Raw genomic sequence first — 19,598 nt, 5'->3', positions numbered from 1 at the left:
AGGATTATTTGCTGTCTTTACCGACATGCAGAATGGCGAGGAACGCTTCCTGAGGCAGCTCGACGTTACCGATCTGCTTCATGCGTTTTTTACCTTCTTTCTGTTTCTGCAGCAGCTTTTTCTTACGGCTAATATCACCGCCATAGCACTTAGCCAGAACGTTTTTACGCAGCTGCTTAACCGTTGAACGCGCAATGATGTGCGTACCAATGGCTGCCTGAATCGCGATATCAAACTGCTGGCGTGGGATCAGTTCTTTCATCTTTTCCACCAGCTCACGGCCGCGGCTCTGTGAGTTATCACGGTGGGTAATGAGCGCCAGCGCATCAACACGCTCGTTGTTGATCAGAACATCAACGCGCACCATGTCAGAGGCCTGGAAGCGTTTGAAGTTATAGTCCAGTGACGCATAGCCACGAGACGTTGACTTCAGGCGGTCGAAGAAGTCGAGCACCACTTCTGCCATCGGGATTTCATAGGTCAGCGCCACCTGGTTACCGTGGTAAACCATGTTGGTCTGTACGCCACGCTTCTCGATACACAGCGTGATAACGTTGCCGAGATATGCCTGAGGCAGCAGCATATGACACTCAGCGATCGGCTCGCGCAGCTCATAGATGTTGTTCAGCGGCGGCAGTTTGGACGGGCTATCGACATAGATAGTCTCTTTACCCGTGGTTTCAACTTCGTAAACAACGGTCGGTGCAGTGGTGATCAGGTCCAGATCGTATTCACGTTCCAGACGTTCCTGAATGATCTCCATGTGCAGCAAACCAAGGAAGCCACAGCGGAAGCCGAAGCCCAGCGCGGTAGAGCTTTCCGGTTCATAGAACAGGGAGGCATCGTTCAGGCTCAGCTTACCTAACGCATCACGGAAGTTTTCGTAATCGTCAGAGCTGACCGGGAACAGACCGGCGTAAACCTGCGGTTTCACCTTTTTAAATCCTGGCAGCGCTTTATCTGCCGGATTACGTGCCTGAGTCAGCGTATCGCCGACCGGGGCACCGAGGATGTCTTTAATCGCACAAACCAGCCAACCCACTTCGCCGCACTTCAGTTCGGTACGGTCAACCTGCTTAGGCGTGAAGATCCCCAGACGGTCAGCGTTATACACCTGCCCGGTGCTCATCACTTTGATTTTGTCGCCTTTGCGCATGGTGCCGTTTTTAATACGTACCAGCGAGACCACACCCAGATAGTTATCGAACCAGGAGTCAATGATCAGCGCCTGCAGCGGGCCTTCCGGGTCACCTTCCGGCGGCGGAATTTCGCGCACCAGACGTTCCAGAACGTCGGTCACGCCGACGCCGGTTTTCGCCGAGCAACGAACCGCATCTGTCGCATCGATACCGACGATATCTTCGATCTCTTCCGCTACACGCTCAGGATCGGCAGCCGGCAGGTCAATTTTGTTCAGTACCGGCACTACCTCGAGATCCATTTCCAGGGCGGTATAGCAGTTAGCCAGCGTTTGCGCTTCAACACCCTGTCCGGCGTCAACCACCAGCAGAGCGCCTTCACAGGCGGCAAGCGAGCGCGAAACTTCATACGAGAAGTCAACGTGGCCCGGCGTGTCGATAAAGTTAAGCTGGTAGGTTTCACCATCAGATGATTTGAAATCGAGCGTCACGCTCTGCGCTTTGATAGTAATACCGCGCTCACGCTCAAGATCCATCGAGTCGAGAACCTGCGCTTCCATTTCACGGTCAGACAGGCCACCGCAGATCTGGATAATACGGTCAGACAGCGTTGATTTACCGTGGTCGATGTGAGCTATGATTGAAAAGTTACGTATGTTCTTCATATAGTGTAATTATTGTGCCTTACGCCTGCCTGGGCAGGCTTTGAGAAGTCGCTGTTCTGAGCTTAACGTCGGTTTAAGTGAAACGCCGCATTCTACACTACAACGCTGAGGCGAGGAAATGTTCATAGAGCAAGGATAGCGGGAACTGGAAACAACTTAGCAAAGTCAGTGAAACTTTTACCGAAGTACGGCGAAAATGCCCTATCTGGCCTACGTAGCAACGGTCCTGTAGGCCTGATAAGCGCAGCGCCATCAGGCATATATATCACTGGTGTGTTTCGACGCGAAGAAGGTCAGGCGGGAGAGCAACATTGAGAATCACCGGTTGCCAGGCCTCACGTTCAGCCAGCTTGCGTGAGAAACCACGAGCAATCAGGAATCCACCCACACCGCCCAGTATCGCACCGCTTAACGCGGCGATATCGCTGCCAAACAATACCTGGAACAATGCGGCAAAAACAAACAGCCCCGCCAGCGGAGACAGATAGACTAACATTGCCGAGCCCAACAGGCTGCCTTCAGCAATGCCTAGCTCAACTTTCTGACCGGGAGCCAGCGGTTCAACGCTAGGCACCACAATGGTGTGCGTTGTCTGCGGTCCCAGTTTATTCAGCACACGGCTTCCGCATCCGGCCCTTGAGGCACAGCTGCTGCACGACGCTTTAACGTCACAGCTGACTGTCGCCAAGCCATTTTGCCAGGAAACAACCGTTGCCCACTCTTTGATCATTGTGCAGCCCTGAACTTGATATTGTCCGCGATGCGCTTCGCCGTTTGCGGCGGAAGTTCACCAACGATAGTGATTTCGGCATTATCTCGTACGCTGGTACTGACCGTGCGGCGTCCGGTACGCAGGAGCTGATCGGCGCTGTTTTGCTGCGCGCGGTTCACATTCACAGAGAAGCTGAACAGCCCGTCAGAATAAAGACGCGATTCAATCGGCATATTGTCCATCGTCGGCAGTGGACGACGGCTGCTAGAGACTTCACTGAATCCTTGCGGCAACCACGATGGGCTCCAGTTGAAGTTGGTTTTCTCGCCTGCGGGAACGGATAGCAACGGCGGCAGGTTGGCTTTTGCCAGCGTCTGCATGCTGTCTCCGACGCCGCTATTCACAGTAAAAGCGATCACGCGGAACTGTTCCAGCGTTTCGCCATCCCGGTCAAGAAGATCGACGCGCATCGGTAGCTTAGTTTCGGTGTCCATCCAGACAATGTAGCTGTAACGAGTCCCGTCACGCGCCACGACGCGGAGCACTTCACAAAGCCTGTCGGCAATACGTGTTCGGCCTACCGAGATAAAATCATAGTAGGGTGCGAGACGTTTAAAGTCGGTGTAAATCAGAGATGGCAGAGAATCAACAATATAATCACCGTTCAGCGTGAACGGTTCGAGCCCCGGCTCAAAATAGCTGATTTCATTTCCACGTTGTACGACTTCCCGGCGTGGTCCATCTAATTGCAACAGTTGTGCAAGCGGACGATTATCCAGACGAGCATGACGATAACGTAGGGATTCAACACCCTGTTTATTGATGCTGACGAAGGACAGCTCATAGGTGAGCGACTGGCTGGCCAGATTCATCTGCTGCAATAACGCCCCGGACGCAGGAGTGGCCGAGGCGTTGACAGAGAAGAACAGGCTACCAGCCACAAGTGACATGGCAAACCAAAGTTGCTTCATTACTGCGATTGCGTTCCTAAAGTTTGAATTCCTGGCACCTGTACAGCGGCTTGCTGTGTCTGTGCCTGCTCAAACTGAAGCTGTTCGGAGTGCAGTCGGCGCTGCAGTTCGTAATCCTGCAACATAGCATTGATACGACGACGCTGCTCCTGCACCTGCTGTTGCTGACCGCCGCTGCTGGCCGTCGCGTCAGAAGGTACACCCAAGCTCACCGGACTGGCTTTACCCATCATCGGTAATGTATTAAATACCGGCGTTTCGGGCTGCTGGGACGTTTCAGATTGCCCATTATAGTGCTGGACGCCAACGATAACTGCAAGCGATACGCACGCGGCCACACCCATTTGAGTAAGCTGAGCGGCCCACGGACGCATTTTCTTCCAGAATGGCATTTTCTGCCACTGATGTGGTGCTGGCTGGGCCTCAGGAATCAATGGCGCCGCCTGACGTACTGGCTCATCTGCGATGGCTGCCATTACTCGGTCGGAAATATCGAAATGGAGAACGTCGGCGGTATCACCTCGCATGGAATCGCGGATCAGGTGATAACTCTCCCAGGTTTTTTGCATTTCCGGGTCGTGAGTCAGCTCTTTGAGTAACTCAGTATCCAGCGTTTCGCCATCCATTAAAGCGGAAAGTTTTTCTTTCTGCATGCCTAATACCTTTTCCAGTATCCCGCTACCGTCAACGCCTGATAAGCGGTTGAACTTTATTATCAATAGCTTCCCTCGCTCGGAAGATACGAGAACGCACCGTACCCACCGGACAATCCATGATAGCAGCTATCTCTTCATAGCTCAGGCCATCCAGCTCCCGCAAGGTTATTGCCATGCGTAAATCTTCCGGGAGGGACTCAATAGTTCGGAAAACTATCTGTCTCAGTTCTTCTGACAACATTAAGTTCTCAGGGTTCGAAATTTCTTTCAGCGCACCGCCACTTTCGTAATTTTCTGCTTCTATCGCATCTATATCACTGGAAGGTGGACGACGCCCCTGAGCGACCAGGTAATTCTTCGCTGTATTGACTGCAATACGATACAGCCAGGTATAAAAAGCACTATCTCCCCGGAACGAATCCAGCGCACGATAGGCCTTAATAAATGCTTCCTGTACAACATCGGGAACATCGCCCGACGGTACATAGCGGGAAACCAGGCTCGCCACCTTATGCTGATAGCGAACTACCAGTAAATTAAAGGCTTTCTGATCTCCCTTCTGGACCCGTTCTACCAGGACCTGGTCCGTTAACTGCTCGCTCATCCGAGGTAAAGTCTCCCCAAACCAAATTTCCACGCGCTTTCGAAACGCCACTCCATCAGCTGCACTATGAGCAAGCAATGACTTGGAGTGCTCAAGTTTCGTAAAGTTCCGTTACGCATTTGTTTTTGTTTGTCATGTTGTAGACAGGTCTTATCTCTCATTATAAGTCTACATAACCCGATCAACGCACTATCTGTACAGAAATGCCCATTAAACCGCTTGCAGAGTAACCCAACGGGCACTTTATTTCATCTCCTAATCTGGCGCTAACGGCCTGCTACACAAAATATTTTTCATACTTTACCTCTCACTATGAATTTCTTTCGTGTTTAGCCATTGCAACACAATTAAAAATATAACGTGCAGTTTCGCGCAATGTGGTGCTATGGTGACCAAACACTGTTTAGTAAATTAAACAACAATCATGAATACAACGCCTGAATTATCCTGTGATGTGCTGATTATTGGCAGCGGTGCTGCCGGACTCTCACTGGCTTTGCGCTTGGCTGAGAAACATCGGGTTATTGTCCTGAGTAAAGGGCCTGTGAGTGAAGGCTCTACATTCTATGCCCAGGGAGGCATTGCCGCTGTTTTTGATGAAACCGACAGTATCGATTCTCACGTCGAGGATACGCTGATTGCCGGCGCGGGATTGTGCGATCGCCATGCAGTTGAGTTCGTCGCCAGCAACGCCCGAACGTGCGTCCAGTGGCTCATTGATCAAGGCGTTTTGTTTGATACGCAGGTTCAGCCCAATGGTGAAGAGAGTTATCACCTGACCCGCGAAGGCGGCCATAGCCATCGACGCATCCTGCATGCGGCTGATGCCACCGGCAAAGAGGTTGAAACCACGCTGGTCAGCAAGGCGCAAAATCATCCCAACATTCAGGTGCTGGAACGTAGCAACGCCGTGGACCTGATCATCTCCGATAAAATCGGCTTGCCGGGCACGCGCCGGGTAGTTGGCGCATGGATCTGGAATCGTAATAAAGAAGCCGTCGAAACCTGCCATGCCAAATCCGTCGTGCTGGCCACCGGTGGCGCATCGAAGGTCTATCAGTATACCACCAATCCGGATATCTCCTCAGGCGATGGAATTGCGATGGCCTGGCGCGCAGGGTGTCGTGTCGCCAACCTCGAATTTAATCAGTTTCACCCCACCGCGCTGTATCACCCGCAGGCGCGCAATTTTCTACTGACTGAAGCGCTGCGTGGCGAAGGTGCCCATCTGAAGCGCCCGGACGGCTCACGCTTTATGCCCGACTTTGATGAGCGTGGTGAACTGGCGCCGCGCGATATCGTGGCGCGTGCTATCGATCATGAAATGAAGCGTCTGGGTGCGGACTGCATGTTCATCGACATCAGTCATAAACCGGAAGAATTTGTCCGCCAGCATTTTCCGATGATTTATGAAAAGCTGCTGGGCCTGGGGATCGACCTGACCAAAGAGCCAGTGCCTATCGTGCCAGCTGCGCACTATACCTGCGGTGGCGTGATGGTCGATGATTTTGGTCGGACTGACGTCGACGGTCTGTATGCCATCGGCGAAGTGAGCTACACCGGGCTGCATGGTGCAAATCGTATGGCGTCTAACTCACTGCTGGAGTGCCTGGTCTACGGCTGGTCTGCAGCTGAAGATATTGATCGTAGAATGCCCTACGCACGTAGTGTAAGCACGCTTCCGGGTTGGGATGAAAGCCGGGTTGAAAATCCGGATGAGCTGGTTGTCATCCAGCATAACTGGCATGAACTGCGGCTATTTATGTGGGATTACGTTGGCATTGTACGCACCACTAAACGTCTGGAGCGAGCCCTGCGGCGTATCACGATGCTGCAACAGGAAATCGACGAGTATTACGCCCATTTCCGCGTGTCGAACAATTTACTGGAGCTGCGCAATTTGGTGCAGGTTGCCGAGCTGATTGTGCGCTGCGCAATGATGCGTAAAGAGAGCCGGGGCCTGCACTTCACGCTGGATTATCCAGAGCAGTTGCCTGAATCCGGCCCTTCTATTCTTTCGCCGCTTAGCCATCACATAAACAGATAAAATGCCTGGGTCAGCGCGGTGTAACCTTCTGAGTAACGCTGGTCTGGCCCACGGATCACTAATCTGTCGCTAAAGCACTCCCCAGCCTGCGGGGAGAAAGCCAGCAGGACCCGATGCGGCAGTCGGGCTTCGGTTTCCGCCACATCCGTACGCAGACGCAGATGCCATCCCATGTTTAATGCCTGCTGGGTAAAAGCGTTACCAATCTGCTCCGGCAGTACCACGCAAAAAAAACCCTCTTCTGTAATACTGTCCGCCGCCAGCGTTATCAGCGCCGCATGATCGAGCGTCGTGGTATAACGTGCCTGCTCGCGCTGTGGCGTACCACACTCCACGCCTTGCTCATAATAAGGGGGATTACTGATAATCAGATCAAAGCGCACGGTCTGGCGAGGTATCCACCGTTGAGCATCTTCAGTATGGATCCGGATACGCTGCCCCCACGGAGATTGCGCGATGTTTTCCTCTGCCTGTTGCGCGGCGTCAACATCCAGCTCCACCGCATCAATCAGGACGCTGTTATCTGTACGCTGGGCCAGCATCAGTGCTAACAAACCACTCCCGGTGCCGATATCAAGGATCCGCTTTACGCCTGCGACAGGGGCCCAGGCCCCCAATAAAATTCCGTCAGTCCCAACTTTCATTGCACAACGATCGTGTGCCACAAAAAACTGTTTAAAGGTAAACCCATTACGTCGAAGTACTGATGAAGACTGGGGCATGAAAAACAACCTTCCTGGAAAAAAAACGATAACATAGGATAAAAACAATACCTGAGAAGGTATATCCATACAAACAGATGAAGATTGCAGCCGTAACGTCTATAATCAGCGCCCCACACAGAGGTAGAACATGACTGTAACGACTTTTTCCGAACTTGAACTCGATGAAAGCCTGCTGGATGCCCTCCAGGAAAAAGGTTTCACTCGCCCGACAGCTATTCAGGCAGCCGCCATTCCACCTGCGCTCGATGGCCGTGATGTACTCGGTTCTGCGCCGACAGGCACCGGTAAAACGGCGGCATATTTGCTGCCAGTGTTGCAGCACCTGCTCGACTTTCCGCGCAAAAAATCAGGTCCACCGCGCGTTTTAATTCTGACGCCGACCCGTGAACTGGCAATGCAAGTTGCCGATCACGCCCGTGAACTGGCGAAGAATACGCATCTGGATGTCGCCACCATCACCGGCGGCGTGGCCTACATGAACCATATGGAAGTGTTCAGCGAAAATCAGGACATCGTGGTCGCGACCACCGGGCGTCTGCTGCAATACATTAAAGAAGAGAACTTCGACTGCCATGCGGTTGAAACGCTGATCCTCGATGAAGCCGACCGTATGCTGGATATGGGCTTCGCGCAGGATATCGAGCATATTGCCGGTGAAACCCGCTGGCGCAAGCAGACCATGCTGTTCTCTGCCACTCTGGAAGGCAATGCGGTTAAAGATTTTGCCGAGCGCCTGCTGGAAGATCCGGTTGAGGTTTCTGCGGATCCATCCACCCGCGAACGTAAGAAGATCCATCAGTGGTACTATCGTGCCGATGATATCGAACACAAAACAGCGTTGCTGATTCACCTGTTAAAGCAGCCTGAAGCAACGCGTTCTATCGTCTTTGTGCGTAAACGCGAGCGCGTGCACGAGCTGGCTGGCTGGCTGCGCCAGGCGGGGATCAACAACTGCTATCTCGAAGGCGAGATGGTACAAAGCAAGCGCAACGAAGCGATCAAACGCCTGACCGATGGTCGTGTGAATGTGCTGGTTGCCACCGACGTTGCGGCACGCGGTATCGACATTCCTGATGTCAGCCACGTGTTTAACTACGACATGCCTCGTAGTGGCGATGCCTATTTGCACCGTATTGGCCGTACCGGTCGCGCAGGCCGTAAAGGCACCGCCATTTCTCTGGTAGAAGCGCACGACCACCTGCTGCTCGGCAAAGCGAGTCGCTATGTCGACGAGCAGCTAAAGCCGCGCGTGGTTGACGAACTGCGTCCAACAACGCGCGCGCCAAGTGAGAAGTCTAACGGTAAGCCATCCAAGAAAGTGCTGGCGAAACGTGCAGAGAAAAAAGAGAAAGATAAAGAGAAGCCGCGCGTGAAGAAACGTCACCGCGACGCCAAAAATATCGGCAAGCGTCGCAAGCCGAGCGCAGCTGCCGCGCCGCAGTCTGACAAAGAGTAAACGGTATGCCGGGTTAATGAACCCGGCATTTTTTTACCTTCTTTCAACGACAAAAAAGCGGAACATGCCAGTGCATGTTCCGCTTTTTTTATTATCTGATTACCGGGGGTATAACCCCGCGAGCCTTACAGGCTCTCAGTAAAGGTACGGGCAATAACGTCGCGCTGCTGTTCTGGAGTCAGTGAGTTGAAACGCACCGCATAACCAGAAACACGAATAGTCAGCTGCGGGTATTTTTCCGGGTGCTTAACCGCATCTTCCAGCGTTTCACGACGCAGAACGTTAACGTTCAGGTGCTGGCCACCTTCTACGCGAACTTCTGGCTGTACGTCTACCGGTACTTCACGGTATTCGATTTCGCCCAGTTTGCTGACGGCAACGACTTCATCAGCAGAGAAACCTGCTTTAGCAACGATGCAGCGTGCTTCGCCTTTTTCGCTGTCCAGCAGCCAGAAAGAGTTCAGCAGGTCGTCGTTTGCAGCTTTAGTAATCTGGATACCTGTAATCATGTTGATGCCTCCCCGGCAAAATTATTTGATTTCGGTTGGCCGTCGCGCGGCCAATTGGTAAAACCATTGTTGCTTGAGTGTATATATACCCCTCGCACACCCTTGATTCCTTGATTTAAATCAACAAAAACCACACACGCAAAGTGGTGATGAGTGGATTTTATTGTTTTACATCAACTTACGCTATGCGTGTAGATAAAATTTTTACATAAATTTTCAACTATCTTTAAGGGGTAGTCCCTTGAGAATCGTAGAGAATTTTGCGCCCCAGAGAGAAGCAGTTAAGCTAGGGGGAATGAAATTCGCAGGAGAGCGAGATGACTACCGAATTAACCTGGCACGATGTGCTGACCGAAGAAAAACAGCAACCCTATTTTGTTAACACTTTGCATACCGTCGCCGGTGAACGCCAGTCAGGCATGACGATTTACCCGCCGCAAAAAGATGTGTTTAACGCATTTCGCTTTACCGAGCTTGGCGATGTGAAAGTTGTCATCCTGGGACAGGACCCTTACCACGGTCCCGGCCAGGCGCATGGCCTCGCGTTTTCTGTGCGCCCAGGCGTAGCCACTCCACCGTCATTACTGAATATGTATAAAGAACTCGAAGCGACGGTCCCGGGCTTTACACGCCCCACGCACGGGTATCTGGAAAGCTGGGCACGTCAGGGGGTACTGTTACTGAACACCGTCCTTACCGTCCGGGCAGGACAGGCACATTCGCATGCCAGTCTGGGCTGGGAAACCTTTACGGATAAAGTCATTAGCCTGATTAACGAGCACCGTGAAGGCGTGGTGTTTTTACTCTGGGGCGCGCACGCGCAGAAGAAAGGGGCCATTATTGACGCGCAGCGTCACCATATTCTAAAAGCGCCGCATCCGTCTCCGCTCTCGGCACACCGCGGATTCTTTGGCTGCAATCACTTTGTTCTGGCAAATGAGTGGCTGGAAAAACGCGGTGAAAAACCGATCGACTGGATGCCGGTGCTGCCGGCTGAGAACGAGTAAAAAAAATGCCAGCGATTCGCTGGCATTTTTACTATCAGGCTTTGTTCTGACGCCACCACTCCGCGAGCAGGACGCCCGTCGCGACGGAGACATTGAGCGTTTCTACATTGCCCGTACCGTCGATGGCGACGCACAGATCGTCTGCAGAACATGCCGCTTCCGGCAGCGCATCACGCTCGCGGCCTAACACCAGCACCATTTTTTCTGGCAGCGTGGTGTTGAACAAAGGCTTACCTTTGTCGCTGGAGGTCATCACGACCGTGTAGCCTGCTTTGCGGAAATCATCCAGCACATCCACAATACTGTCGCCAGTGATCGGTTGCACGTGCTCGGCACCGCCTTCCGCGGTACGGATAGCTGCACCGGATTCCAGCAGCGCGGCATCCTGTACGACCACGCCTTTCACACCGAAGTGAGCGCAACTGCGCATCATGCCGCCCAGGTTATGCGGGTTGGCGATATCTTCCAGCGCCAGTACGCAATCCTGCGCCCCCGCCTGGCCAACCCACTGCTTAACGGTTGTACCGTTACGTTTTTTAATCAGGAAACACACGCCGCCATGGTGTTCAGTACCGGAAGCTTTCGCCAGTTCGGCTTCGTCAACCACGTGGTAGGCTTTGCGGTTTGCCGCCATCCAGCGTAATGCTTCTTTAAATCGTGGTGTCACGCTCTGGACAAACCAGGCGCGGACAATGGCGTCCGGACGGCTCTGGAACAGCGCCTGACAGGCATTCTCACCGTAAACGCGGGTTTCTTCCGCACGCTGACGACGTAATACTTCAGGATCGATAAAGCTCTTGCCGCTGATCCCACCGTGATCGGCTTTTTCCGCTACGTCATCGCTCGGCGCGCGGGATACGGTACGCCACGGTGAGTCTTCACGTTTACGGTCGCGTTCAACATCGCGGTCACGTCCACGATCGCGGCCACGTTCACTGTTCGGACCCTTTCTGTCATCACGGGCAGGGCGACGACCGCCTTCGGCTCGGGAAGTACCTGGGCGACCGCCGCCTTTACCGGTACGTGGATTTTGGGTGCGCTTGTCCGAGTCATCGTCACTGCGGACGTACATCACTTTGACCTTGCCGTTTTTGTTCTTCAGTTCGTCGCTCATTTCTTTTCTCCACCTGCTCTGCGCGAAGCGCGCAGATTACCCGATGTGCACGTCGTTAGCCATTATTTCATTTAAAAGCTTATGACTATTGTACTCATTGAATAAAACGCATTGCTGTTTAAAACAGTCTCCCCGATAATATGTAACATAACAGAAACATATCGGCGTGATTGCCGCGAAGTCCACCCTACTCATCCAGAGGTTAGTTATGAATACCGTTTGTACCAGCTGCCAGGCTATCAACCGCATCCCCGAAGATCGTGTTCAGGATACGGCCAAATGCGGACGCTGTGGTCACGACCTGTTTGACGGTGAGGTGATCAATGCGACCGGTGCTACGCTGGATAAGCTGTTAAAAGACGATCTTCCGGTGGTGGTCGATTTCTGGGCGCCATGGTGTGGCCCATGCCGTAACTTCGCCCCCATCTTTGAAGATGTCGCTGAAGAGCGTAGCGGTAAAGTGCGTTTTGTTAAAGTGAATACCGAAGCTGAACGCGAACTCAGCGCACGTTTCGGCATCCGCAGCATTCCGACCATTATGATATTCAAGAAAGGTGAAGTCGTCGATATGCTCAATGGCGCAGTGCCTAAAGCCCCGTTTGATAGCTGGCTTAACGAATCATTATAATCTCTACGGGGCACATCTTGTGCCCCGTTTTGTCCTCTGCGACAATAGCATTTTTCAACGTGCTTCCCGATGACCAATAACGCCGTTCTCCAGTTACGTGCCGAGCGCCTTGCGCGCGCCACGCGCCCTTTTCTTGCCCGAGGTAACCGTATTCGCCGCTGCCAGCGCTGCTTACTGCCGCTGAAACTGTGCCTGTGCGAAACGCTGAGACCTGCCCAGGCGAAGAGTCGTTTTTGCCTGGTAATGTTTGACACCGAACCGATGAAACCCAGCAACACCGGGCGTTTGATTGCTGATATTCTGCCGGATACCGCCGCGTTTCAGTGGTCTCGCACCGAGCCGCCGTCAGCGCTGCTTGAACTGGTTAACAATCCGGATTATCAACCGATGGTGGTCTTCCCGGCATCCTATGCCGACGAGGGCCGTGAGGTCATTTTCACGCCACCTACGGGTAAAACACCGTTGTTCATTATGCTTGATGGCACCTGGCCAGAAGCGCGCAAAATGTTCCGTAAAAGTCCGTACCTCGATAACCTGCCGGTTATCTCCGTCGATTTATCACGTCTTTCCGCTTACCGTCTGCGCGAAGCCCATGCCGAGGGGCAGTATTGCACCGCCGAAGTGGCGATTGCCTTACTGGATCTGGCTGGAGACACGCAGGCAGCCGAAGGATTAAGTGAGCACTTCACGCTTTTTAAAACTCGCTACCTGGCAGGAAAAACCCAACATCAGGGAAGCGTCACAGCAGACTCGACAGAAAACGTTTAAAATCATTCGGTCACTGTGTCATTAAGGAAGCCGATATGAGTCAACGTGGTCTGGAAGCGCTACTGCGACCAAAATCCATTGCGGTGATTGGGGCGTCAATGAAGCCCAATCGTGCGGGTTACCTGATGATGCGTAACTTACTGGCCGGCGGCTTTAATGGACCGGTTTTACCGGTTACGCCGGCCTGGAAAGCGGTGTTGGGCGTGCTGGCCTGGCCCACTATCGCCAGCCTGCCTTTTTCTCCCGATCTCGCCGTGCTGTGTACCAATGCCAGCCGCAACCTGACGCTGCTGGAGGCGCTAGGCGAGAAAGGCTGCAAAACCTGTATTATTTTGTCAGCGCCCACGGCGCAGCACGCTGAACTGCTGGCCTGCGCATCACGCTATAAAATACGTCTGCTCGGCCCCAACAGTCTGGGGCTTCTCGCCCCCTGGCAGGGGCTTAACGCCAGTTTTTCACCGGTACCGATTAAACGCGGCAAGCTGGCATTTATTTCCCAGTCGGCGGCGATTTCCAACACCATTCTGGACTGGGCGCAGCAGCGCGACATGGGGTTTTCCTGGTTTATTGCCCTGGGTGACAGTCTGGACATTGACGTTGATGAGCTGCTTGATTACCTGGCCCGCGACAGTAAAACCAGTGCGATTTTGCTCTACCTTGAACATTTGAGCGATGCCCGCCGTTTTGTCTCGGCGGCACGTAGCGCATCGCGTAACAAACCCATTTTGGTGATTAAAAGCGGTCGCAGCCCGGCGGCTCAGCGCTTGCTGCATACCAGCTCGGGGATGGACCCAGCCTGGGACGCAGCCATTCAGCGTGCCGGTCTGCTGCGCGTGCAGGACACACACGAGCTTTTCTCAGCGGTGGAAACCCTCAGCCACATGCGCCCTTTACGTGGCGACAGGCTGATGATCATCAGTAATGGTGCCGCCCCTGCTGCACTGGCTTTAGATGAGCTGTGGTCGCGAAACGGCAAACTGGCCACGCTAAGCGAAGAGACCTGCCAGAAACTACGCGATGCGTTACCAACCCACGTTGATATCGCCAACCCACTGGATTTGCGCGACGATGCCAGCAGTGAGCATTACGTTAAAACGCTGAATATTTTACTCGCCAGCCAGGATTTCGACGCCCTGATGGTCATCCACTCGCCTAGCGCAGCCGCACCTGGCACCGAAAGCGCGCAGGCGCTGATTGAGGCAGTGAAACAACATCCGCGCGGCAAGTTTGTCTCCTTACTCACTAACTGGTGCGGGGAGTTTTCATCCCAGGAAGCCCGCAGGTTGTTTAGTGAAGCGGGATTACCTACCTATCGTACACCGGAAGGCACCATCACCGCGTTTATGCATATGGTTGAATATCGGCGTAACCAGAAGCAGCTGCGTGAAACACCAGTGCTCCCTGACAGCCTGACGGCCAACACCGCCGAGGCACATAATCTGTTACAACAGGCGATTACTGACGGGGCAACATCGCTGGATACGCATGAAGTTCAGCCTATTTTGCACGCCTATGGCTTGCACACACTGCCCACCTGGATTGCCAGCGACAGCGCAGAAGCCGTACACATCGCCGAACAAATTGGTTATCCGGTAGCGCTCAAGCTACGTTCTCCCGATATCCCGCATAAATCGGAAGTTCAAGGGGTTATGCTCTACCTGCGAACGGCAACCGAAGTGCAGCAGGCCGCCAATGCGATTTTTGATCGGGTGAAAATGGCCTGGCCGCAGGCGCGTATCCACGGTTTGCTTGTCCAGAGTATGGCTAACCGCGCGGGGGCTCAGGAACTGCGCGTGGTCGTCGAACACGATTCGGTATTTGGGCCACTCATTATGTTGGGGGAAGGTGGCGTAGAGTGGCGACCGGAAGAGCAAGCCGTGGTGGCATTGCCGCCGCTGAACATGAACCTCGCACGATATCTGGTGATCCAGGGGATCAAAAACAAAAAGATCCGCGCCCGCAGTGCGCTACGTCCTTTAGACGTCGCCGGTTTAAGCCAGCTTTTGGTTCAGGTGTCCAATTTGATCGTCGATTGCCCGGAAATTCAACGTCTGGATATCCACCCATTACTGGCATCCGCCGGTGAATTCACCGCCCTCGATGTTACGCTGGATATTGCCCCCTTCACGGGCGACAACGAAAGCAGACTGGCCGTGCGTCCCTATCCTCATCAGCTTGAAGAGTGGGTCGAAATGAAAAACGGTGAACGCTGCCTGTTCCGCCCTATTCTGCCGGAGGATGAACCCCATCTGCAGCAGTTCATTTCACAAGTGACGAAGGAAGATCTGTATTACCGCTATTTCAGTGAGATCAATGAATTTACCCATGAAGATTTAGCCAATATGACGCAGATCGACTACGATCGGGAAATGGCCTTTGTGGCGGTACGTTGCCGTGATAACACTGAAGAGATCCTCGGCGTGACGCGCGCAATTTCCGATCCCGATAACATCGATGCCGAATTTGCCGTACTGGTACGATCGGATCTCAAAGGGCTGGGGCTCGGGCGGCGATTGATGGAAAAATTAATTACCTACACCCGAGATCACGGACTGAGACGTCTGAATGGTATTACGATGCCGAACANGCGTAACGAGGGCAATCTCGGATCCTGATAACGTTGACGCCGAGTTTGCCGTGCTGGTTCGTTCTGACCTCAAAGGGCTGGGCTTAGGTCGTCGGTTGATGNCGGACTGAGACGTCTGAATGGTATTACGATGCCGAACAATCGGGGGATGGTCGCCCTGGCCCGAAAACTCGGGTTTGCTGTAGACGTCCAGCTCGAAGAGGGAATTGTTGGGCTAACGCTTAATCTGGCCCAATATGAGGAATCGTGAGTAAGGTACTGGAAATGTTGACCACTTTAACGGGTACTGGTGTTATCATTGCTCGCTTATGTCGTCTGCATAGCACAGAGGACCCTTCAATGAACAGAGAAGAAATGCACTGTGATGTTGTCAAAATTTAAGCGTAATAAACATCAACAACACCTTGCCCAACTACCGAAGATTTCTCAATCAGTTGATGATGTAGATTTCTTTTATGCTCCCGCTAATTTCAGGGAGACTCTGCTGGAGAAAATAGCCAGCGCGACGCGACGTATTTGCATCATCGCCCTGTATCTGGAACAGGACGACGGTGGCAAAAGCATCCTCGACGCGCTTTATGCGGCTAAGCGGCAGCGTCCTGAGCTTGATATCCGGGTGCTTGTCGACTGGCATCGTGCCCAGCGCGGACGCATTGGCGCAGCAGCGTCTAATACCAACGCTGACTGGTACTGCCGAATGGCGCAAGAAAATCCAGGGATCGATATTCCGGTCTACGGCGTACCGATTAACACCCGTGAAGCGCTTGGCGTCCTGCATTTCAAAGGCTTTATCATCGATGATAGCGTTCTGTATAGCGGCGCCAGCCTGAACGACGTTTACCTACATCAGCATGATAAATATCGCTACGATCGCTACCAGTTGATTCGCAATGCGCAAATGGCTGACATCATGTTCGACTGGGTCACGCAGAACCTGATGAATGGTCGCGGCGTGAATCGTCTTGATGATATCAATCGCCCTAAAAGCCCGGAAATTAAAAACGACATCCGCCTGTATCGTCAGGAATTACGTGATGCGTCATTCCATTTCCAGGGTAATGCGGATAATGAACAGCTGTCGGTGACGCCTCTGGTTGGGCTCGGAAAATCCAGTCTGCTGAATAAGACCATTTTCCATCTGATGCCCTGCGCAGAGCAGAAACTTACAATCTGTACCCCTTATTTCAACCTGCCAGCGATACTGGTGCGCAATATTATCCAGCTTCTGCGTGAAGGGAAAAAGGTTGAAATTATCGTGGGCGATAAGACCGCTAACGACTTTTTCATCCCGGAAGATGAGCCGTTTAAGATTATCGGCGCGCTGCCCTATCTGTATGAAATAAACCTGCGCCGCTTCCTGAGCCGACTACAGTATTACGTTAATACCGATCAACTGGTCGTACGCTTATGGAAAGATGATGACAATACTTATCATCTGAAAGGCATGTGGGTGGATGATAAATGGATGCTGCTCACCGGCAACAACCTTAACCCTCGCGCCTGGCGCCTGGATCTGGAAAACGCCATTCTGATCCACGATCCTAAGCAGGAACTGACTCTTCAGCGTGAGAAAGAGCTGGAGCTCATCCGCACACATACTACCGTCGTTAAGCACTATCGCGACCTGCAGAGTATTGCCGACTATCCGGTTAAAGTGCGTAAGCTCATCCGTCGACTCCGCCGTATCCGAATCGACAGATTAATCAGCCGTATTCTGTAACCTGAACCCCGTCGCTGACGGGGTTTTTCCTATGGAGACGACGGTGCGCCTGTTTATTCTCGCCAGTATCCTGACACTTTCTGGTTGTAGCCATATGGCGAACGACAACTGGAGTGGGCAAGACAAAGCACAACACTTTATTGCCTCAGCCATGCTGGCCGCCGCCGGTAACGAGTACGCTCAGCATCAGGGAAACAGCGCCGATCGCAGCGCTGCCATCGGTTTCATGTTCTCCATTAGCCTTGGCGCATCAAAAGAACTTTGGGACAGCCGCCCCACAGGAAGCGGCTGGAGTTGGAAAGATTTTGCCTGGGATGTCGCCGGCGCATCTACCGGCTATGCCGTCTGGCAAATGGCCCACCATTAGAGGCGCAGGCCTTTACCTTTGCGGTGCAGCAGTAATGAGACAAAGAATGCAACCACGGCCAGAGCGGTGACGTACCAGAAAAATGTGGTTTCCATACCAACGGACTTCAGCGACAGCGCAACATATTCGGCCGATCCACCAAACAAGGCATTCGCCACTGCATAAGACAATCCTACCCCCAACGCGCGAACCTGCGCCGGAAACATTTCGGCCTTCAGAATGCCACTGATTGAAGTGTAGAAACTGACGATCAACAAGGCACACATGACCAGACCAAATGCCATATACGGGGAGGTCACATTCTGCAACGCCGTCAGGATAGGAACGGTAAACAACGTGGCTAATGCGCCAAAACACAGCATCGAGGTACGGCGGCCAATTTTATCTGACAACGCGCCGAACAGCGGCTGTACCAGCATAAACACGCACAGTGCCGCCGTCATTATACCGCTGGCCACGTTGGCATGCATACCTGCCGTATTCACCAGGTACTTCTGCATGTAGGTGGTGAAGGTATAGAAACACAACGAACCCGCAGCAGTAAATCCGAGCACCATCACGAAGGCCTTGCGGTTACGCCATAGTCCTTTCAGGGAGCCTGCTTCTTTCAGCGCACGCACATCCTGTTTTGAGGTTTCATCTAACTGACGACGTAACCAAAGCGCGACAATCGCCAGTACGGCTCCCAGCGCAAAGGGAATACGCCAGCCCCATGCTCTGAGCGCTGAGTCTTCTAACGTTTGCTGTAATATCACCACAACCAGCAATGCCAGAAGTTGCCCACCAATCAAGGTCACGTATTGGAATGAGGCATAAAACCCTTTCTTACCTTCCACGGCGACTTCACTCATGTAAGTCGCACTGGTGCCATATTCTCCGCCAACAGACAGCCCCTGAAATAATCTGGCGAGCAGCAGCAGCGCAGGTGCCCAAGTGCCAATGGTTTCATACCCCGGCAGACAGGCGATCACCAGCGATCCCATACACATCATGCATACTGACAATAACATGGACTTTTTACGTCCGTGCTTATCGGCTATCCGGCCAAAAATCCATCCGCCAATAGGCCGCATCAGAAACCCTGCGGCGAAAACCCCAGCAGTCTGTAACAGTTGTGTGGTGGTGTTTCCTGAAGGAAAAAAGATATGGGCAAAATAGAGGGAACAGAAAGAGTAGATGTAGAAGTCAAACCATTCGACCAGATTCCCTGATGATGCCCCTACGATTGCCCATATACGACGACGGGTGTCGCTGTCCGTCAGCACCCGATTCTCAGTTACACTGCTATCAGCCATTAGAATTGTACCCCTGCCAAGGATCTTGTGAATTTATCAATGATGCCTAGTGCATTTTTAGTGAATGAGATGTTATATAATTGTTATTTTTTATTATGGGATATATATCACATTTTTAATTAGCAGGGAAAGGTTTCGGATTTTTACGAGGAGAGCAGGACGGATAAAGCGCTGACGCAGCTATCCACCCGCTTTCACATACAACAGACGCAAAAAAGCCCATCCGTCAGGATGGGCTTCTTCACTTGTTTGATGCCTGGCAGTTTATGGCGGGCGTCCTGCGGGCCGTTGCTTCGCAACGTTCAAATCCGCTCCCGGCAGATTTGTCCTACTCAGGAGAGCACTCACCGACAGACAACAGATAAAACAAAAGGCCCAGTCTTTCGACTGAGCCTTTTGTTTCTATTTGATGCCTGGCAGTTCCCTACTCTCGCATGGGGAGACCCCACACTACCATCGGCGCTACGGCGTTTCACTTCTGAGTTCGGCATGGGGTCAGGTGGGACCACCGCGCTACAGCCGCCAGGCAAATTCTGTTATCAGACCGCTTTCGCGTTCTGATTTTATCTGTATCAAGCTGAATTTGATGTCTTTCTTTCGCCAAAACATCTTTGGCGTTGTAAGGTTA

At 52.8% G+C, this 19,598-nt stretch carries 18 protein-coding genes, 1 rRNA gene and 1 pseudogene; 9 read left to right on the top strand and 11 right to left on the bottom strand.

Annotated elements, in window-relative coordinates:
• Window positions 1–4 precede the first annotated feature (4 nt).
• From lepA to rseD, 6 genes are all read right to left on the bottom strand, one after another.
• Window positions 5–1,804: a translation elongation factor 4 gene (gene lepA / locus FDX22_RS12665; protein ID WP_096756125.1), complete on the bottom strand. Its 1,800-nt coding sequence runs from the start codon at window positions 1,802–1,804 to the stop codon at window positions 5–7.
• A gap of 265 nt (window positions 1,805–2,069) precedes the next feature.
• On the bottom strand, window positions 2,070–2,534 hold the full coding sequence (rseC, locus tag FDX22_RS12660; RefSeq protein WP_115257751.1) for a SoxR-reducing system protein RseC: 465 nt from the start codon (window positions 2,532–2,534) through the stop codon (window positions 2,070–2,072).
• A complete protein-coding gene (rseB, locus tag FDX22_RS12655) occupies window positions 2,531–3,487 on the bottom strand; it encodes a sigma-E factor regulatory protein RseB (RefSeq protein WP_117343490.1) in 957 nt (318 codons plus the stop codon). Before rseB ends, rseC begins: the two co-directional genes overlap by 4 nt.
• Complete coding sequence (gene rseA / locus FDX22_RS12650; protein WP_115257749.1) at window positions 3,487–4,140, bottom strand: anti-sigma-E factor RseA; 654 nt, start codon at window positions 4,138–4,140, stop codon at window positions 3,487–3,489. The genes rseB and rseA overlap by 1 nt, the downstream gene beginning before the upstream one ends.
• Before the next feature lie 31 nt (window positions 4,141–4,171).
• Complete coding sequence (rpoE, locus tag FDX22_RS12645) at window positions 4,172–4,747, bottom strand: RNA polymerase sigma factor RpoE (RefSeq protein WP_003037573.1); 576 nt, start codon at window positions 4,745–4,747, stop codon at window positions 4,172–4,174.
• A complete protein-coding gene (gene rseD / locus FDX22_RS12640; protein ID WP_135911581.1) occupies window positions 4,744–4,908 on the bottom strand; it encodes a rpoE leader peptide RseD in 165 nt (54 codons plus the stop codon). The genes rpoE and rseD overlap by 4 nt, the downstream gene beginning before the upstream one ends.
• Window positions 4,909–5,171: 263 nt before the next feature.
• On the opposite strand from rseD, the gene nadB reads away from it, so the two are divergent.
• A complete protein-coding gene (gene nadB, locus FDX22_RS12635; protein ID WP_117343489.1) occupies window positions 5,172–6,794 on the top strand; it encodes an L-aspartate oxidase in 1,623 nt (540 codons plus the stop codon).
• Here nadB and trmN read toward each other — a convergent pair.
• Window positions 6,779–7,516, bottom strand: a complete 738-nt coding sequence (gene trmN / locus FDX22_RS12630; protein WP_115257747.1) for a tRNA(1)(Val) (adenine(37)-N(6))-methyltransferase TrmN — start codon at window positions 7,514–7,516, stop codon at window positions 6,779–6,781. The two genes, nadB and trmN, sit on opposite strands and share 16 nt — an antisense overlap.
• A gap of 130 nt (window positions 7,517–7,646) precedes the next feature.
• On the opposite strand from trmN, the gene srmB reads away from it, so the two are divergent.
• A complete protein-coding gene (gene srmB / locus FDX22_RS12625) occupies window positions 7,647–8,975 on the top strand; it encodes an ATP-dependent RNA helicase SrmB (protein WP_096756119.1) in 1,329 nt (442 codons plus the stop codon).
• 125 nt (window positions 8,976–9,100) lie between these two features.
• Here the strand turns inward: srmB and grcA are convergent, their stop codons facing one another.
• Window positions 9,101–9,484: an autonomous glycyl radical cofactor GrcA gene (gene grcA / locus FDX22_RS12620; RefSeq protein ID WP_096756118.1), complete on the bottom strand. Its 384-nt coding sequence runs from the start codon at window positions 9,482–9,484 to the stop codon at window positions 9,101–9,103.
• A gap of 317 nt (window positions 9,485–9,801) precedes the next feature.
• On the opposite strand from grcA, the gene ung reads away from it, so the two are divergent.
• Entirely contained in the window at window positions 9,802–10,491 is a 690-nt protein-coding gene (gene ung, locus FDX22_RS12615) for a uracil-DNA glycosylase (protein WP_135911580.1), read from the top strand.
• 34 nt (window positions 10,492–10,525) lie between these two features.
• Here the strand turns inward: ung and FDX22_RS12610 are convergent, their stop codons facing one another.
• Window positions 10,526–11,605 carry a tRNA/rRNA methyltransferase gene (locus tag FDX22_RS12610; protein WP_096756115.1) on the bottom strand — a complete coding sequence of 360 codons (1,080 nt, stop codon included), beginning with the start codon at window positions 11,603–11,605 and terminating at the stop codon, window positions 10,526–10,528.
• A gap of 208 nt (window positions 11,606–11,813) precedes the next feature.
• Between FDX22_RS12610 and trxC the strand changes: the two genes are divergently transcribed.
• The 6 genes and pseudogenes from trxC to FDX22_RS12585 all read left to right on the top strand — a co-directional run bounded on the left by trxC (window position 11,814) and on the right by FDX22_RS12585 (window position 17,675).
• Complete coding sequence (trxC, locus tag FDX22_RS12605; RefSeq protein WP_045446319.1) at window positions 11,814–12,233, top strand: thioredoxin TrxC; 420 nt, start codon at window positions 11,814–11,816, stop codon at window positions 12,231–12,233.
• 69 nt (window positions 12,234–12,302) lie between these two features.
• A complete protein-coding gene (tapT, locus tag FDX22_RS12600) occupies window positions 12,303–13,001 on the top strand; it encodes a tRNA-uridine aminocarboxypropyltransferase (protein ID WP_096756114.1) in 699 nt (232 codons plus the stop codon).
• A gap of 35 nt (window positions 13,002–13,036) precedes the next feature.
• Window positions 13,037–15,616 (top strand): protein lysine acetyltransferase, encoded by a 2,580-nt coding sequence (gene pat / locus FDX22_RS12595; protein WP_146717278.1) that lies wholly within the window; start codon window positions 13,037–13,039, stop codon window positions 15,614–15,616.
• A pseudogene (locus FDX22_RS32590) lies at window positions 15,591–15,838 on the top strand (acetyltransferase); the annotation flags it as partial. The gene pat and the pseudogene FDX22_RS32590, both read left to right, overlap by 26 nt.
• 114 nt (window positions 15,839–15,952) lie before the next feature.
• A complete protein-coding gene (gene pssA / locus FDX22_RS12590) occupies window positions 15,953–17,308 on the top strand; it encodes a CDP-diacylglycerol--serine O-phosphatidyltransferase (RefSeq protein ID WP_146717310.1) in 1,356 nt (451 codons plus the stop codon).
• Window positions 17,309–17,339: 31 nt separating this feature from the next.
• The gene (locus tag FDX22_RS12585) at window positions 17,340–17,675 is read left to right on the top strand and encodes a YfiM family lipoprotein (RefSeq protein WP_217438869.1); all 336 of its coding nucleotides are present in this window, start codon (window positions 17,340–17,342) and stop codon (window positions 17,673–17,675) included.
• Here FDX22_RS12585 and FDX22_RS12580 read toward each other — a convergent pair.
• Together FDX22_RS12580 and rrf are read right to left on the bottom strand one after the other, a co-directional pair.
• Window positions 17,672–18,970: an MFS transporter gene (locus tag FDX22_RS12580; RefSeq protein ID WP_115257745.1), complete on the bottom strand. Its 1,299-nt coding sequence runs from the start codon at window positions 18,968–18,970 to the stop codon at window positions 17,672–17,674. The genes FDX22_RS12585 and FDX22_RS12580 overlap by 4 nt on opposite strands.
• 411 nt (window positions 18,971–19,381) lie before the next feature.
• Window positions 19,382–19,497, bottom strand: a 5S ribosomal RNA gene (gene rrf / locus FDX22_RS12570).
• Between the last annotated feature and the right edge of the window lie 101 nt (window positions 19,498–19,598).

The organism is Citrobacter sp. TBCS-14 (genome assembly GCF_005280805.1).
GTDB classification, from domain to species: Bacteria; Pseudomonadota; Gammaproteobacteria; order Enterobacterales; family Enterobacteriaceae; genus Citrobacter; species Citrobacter gillenii.
This window is presented reverse-complemented; position numbering and strand designations above follow the sequence as displayed.

What these genes read in the sequence shown, in the direction of transcription:
- lepA (WP_096756125.1), bottom strand. Translation starts at nt 1,804, where the DNA reads ATGAAGAACATACGTAACTTTTCAATCATAGCTCACATCGACCACGGT.
- rseC (WP_115257751.1), bottom strand. Translation starts at nt 2,534, where the DNA reads ATGATCAAAGAGTGGGCAACGGTTGTTTCCTGGCAAAATGGCTTGGCG.
- rseB (WP_117343490.1), bottom strand. Translation starts at nt 3,487, where the DNA reads ATGAAGCAACTTTGGTTTGCCATGTCACTTGTGGCTGGTAGCCTGTTC.
- rseA (WP_115257749.1), bottom strand. Translation starts at nt 4,140, where the DNA reads ATGCAGAAAGAAAAACTTTCCGCTTTAATGGATGGCGAAACGCTGGAT.
- rpoE (WP_003037573.1), bottom strand. Translation starts at nt 4,747, where the DNA reads ATGAGCGAGCAGTTAACGGACCAGGTCCTGGTAGAACGGGTCCAGAAG.
- rseD (WP_135911581.1), bottom strand. Translation starts at nt 4,908, where the DNA reads ATGAGAGATAAGACCTGTCTACAACATGACAAACAAAAACAAATGCGT.
- nadB (WP_117343489.1), top strand. Translation starts at nt 5,172, where the DNA reads ATGAATACAACGCCTGAATTATCCTGTGATGTGCTGATTATTGGCAGC.
- trmN (WP_115257747.1), bottom strand. Translation starts at nt 7,516, where the DNA reads ATGCCCCAGTCTTCATCAGTACTTCGACGTAATGGGTTTACCTTTAAA.
- srmB (WP_096756119.1), top strand. Translation starts at nt 7,647, where the DNA reads ATGACTGTAACGACTTTTTCCGAACTTGAACTCGATGAAAGCCTGCTG.
- grcA (WP_096756118.1), bottom strand. Translation starts at nt 9,484, where the DNA reads ATGATTACAGGTATCCAGATTACTAAAGCTGCAAACGACGACCTGCTG.
- ung (WP_135911580.1), top strand. Translation starts at nt 9,802, where the DNA reads ATGACTACCGAATTAACCTGGCACGATGTGCTGACCGAAGAAAAACAG.
- FDX22_RS12610 (WP_096756115.1), bottom strand. Translation starts at nt 11,605, where the DNA reads ATGAGCGACGAACTGAAGAACAAAAACGGCAAGGTCAAAGTGATGTAC.
- trxC (WP_045446319.1), top strand. Translation starts at nt 11,814, where the DNA reads ATGAATACCGTTTGTACCAGCTGCCAGGCTATCAACCGCATCCCCGAA.
- tapT (WP_096756114.1), top strand. Translation starts at nt 12,303, where the DNA reads ATGACCAATAACGCCGTTCTCCAGTTACGTGCCGAGCGCCTTGCGCGC.
- pssA (WP_146717310.1), top strand. Translation starts at nt 15,953, where the DNA reads ATGTTGTCAAAATTTAAGCGTAATAAACATCAACAACACCTTGCCCAA.
- FDX22_RS12585 (WP_217438869.1), top strand. Translation starts at nt 17,340, where the DNA reads ATGGAGACGACGGTGCGCCTGTTTATTCTCGCCAGTATCCTGACACTT.
- FDX22_RS12580 (WP_115257745.1), bottom strand. Translation starts at nt 18,970, where the DNA reads ATGGCTGATAGCAGTGTAACTGAGAATCGGGTGCTGACGGACAGCGAC.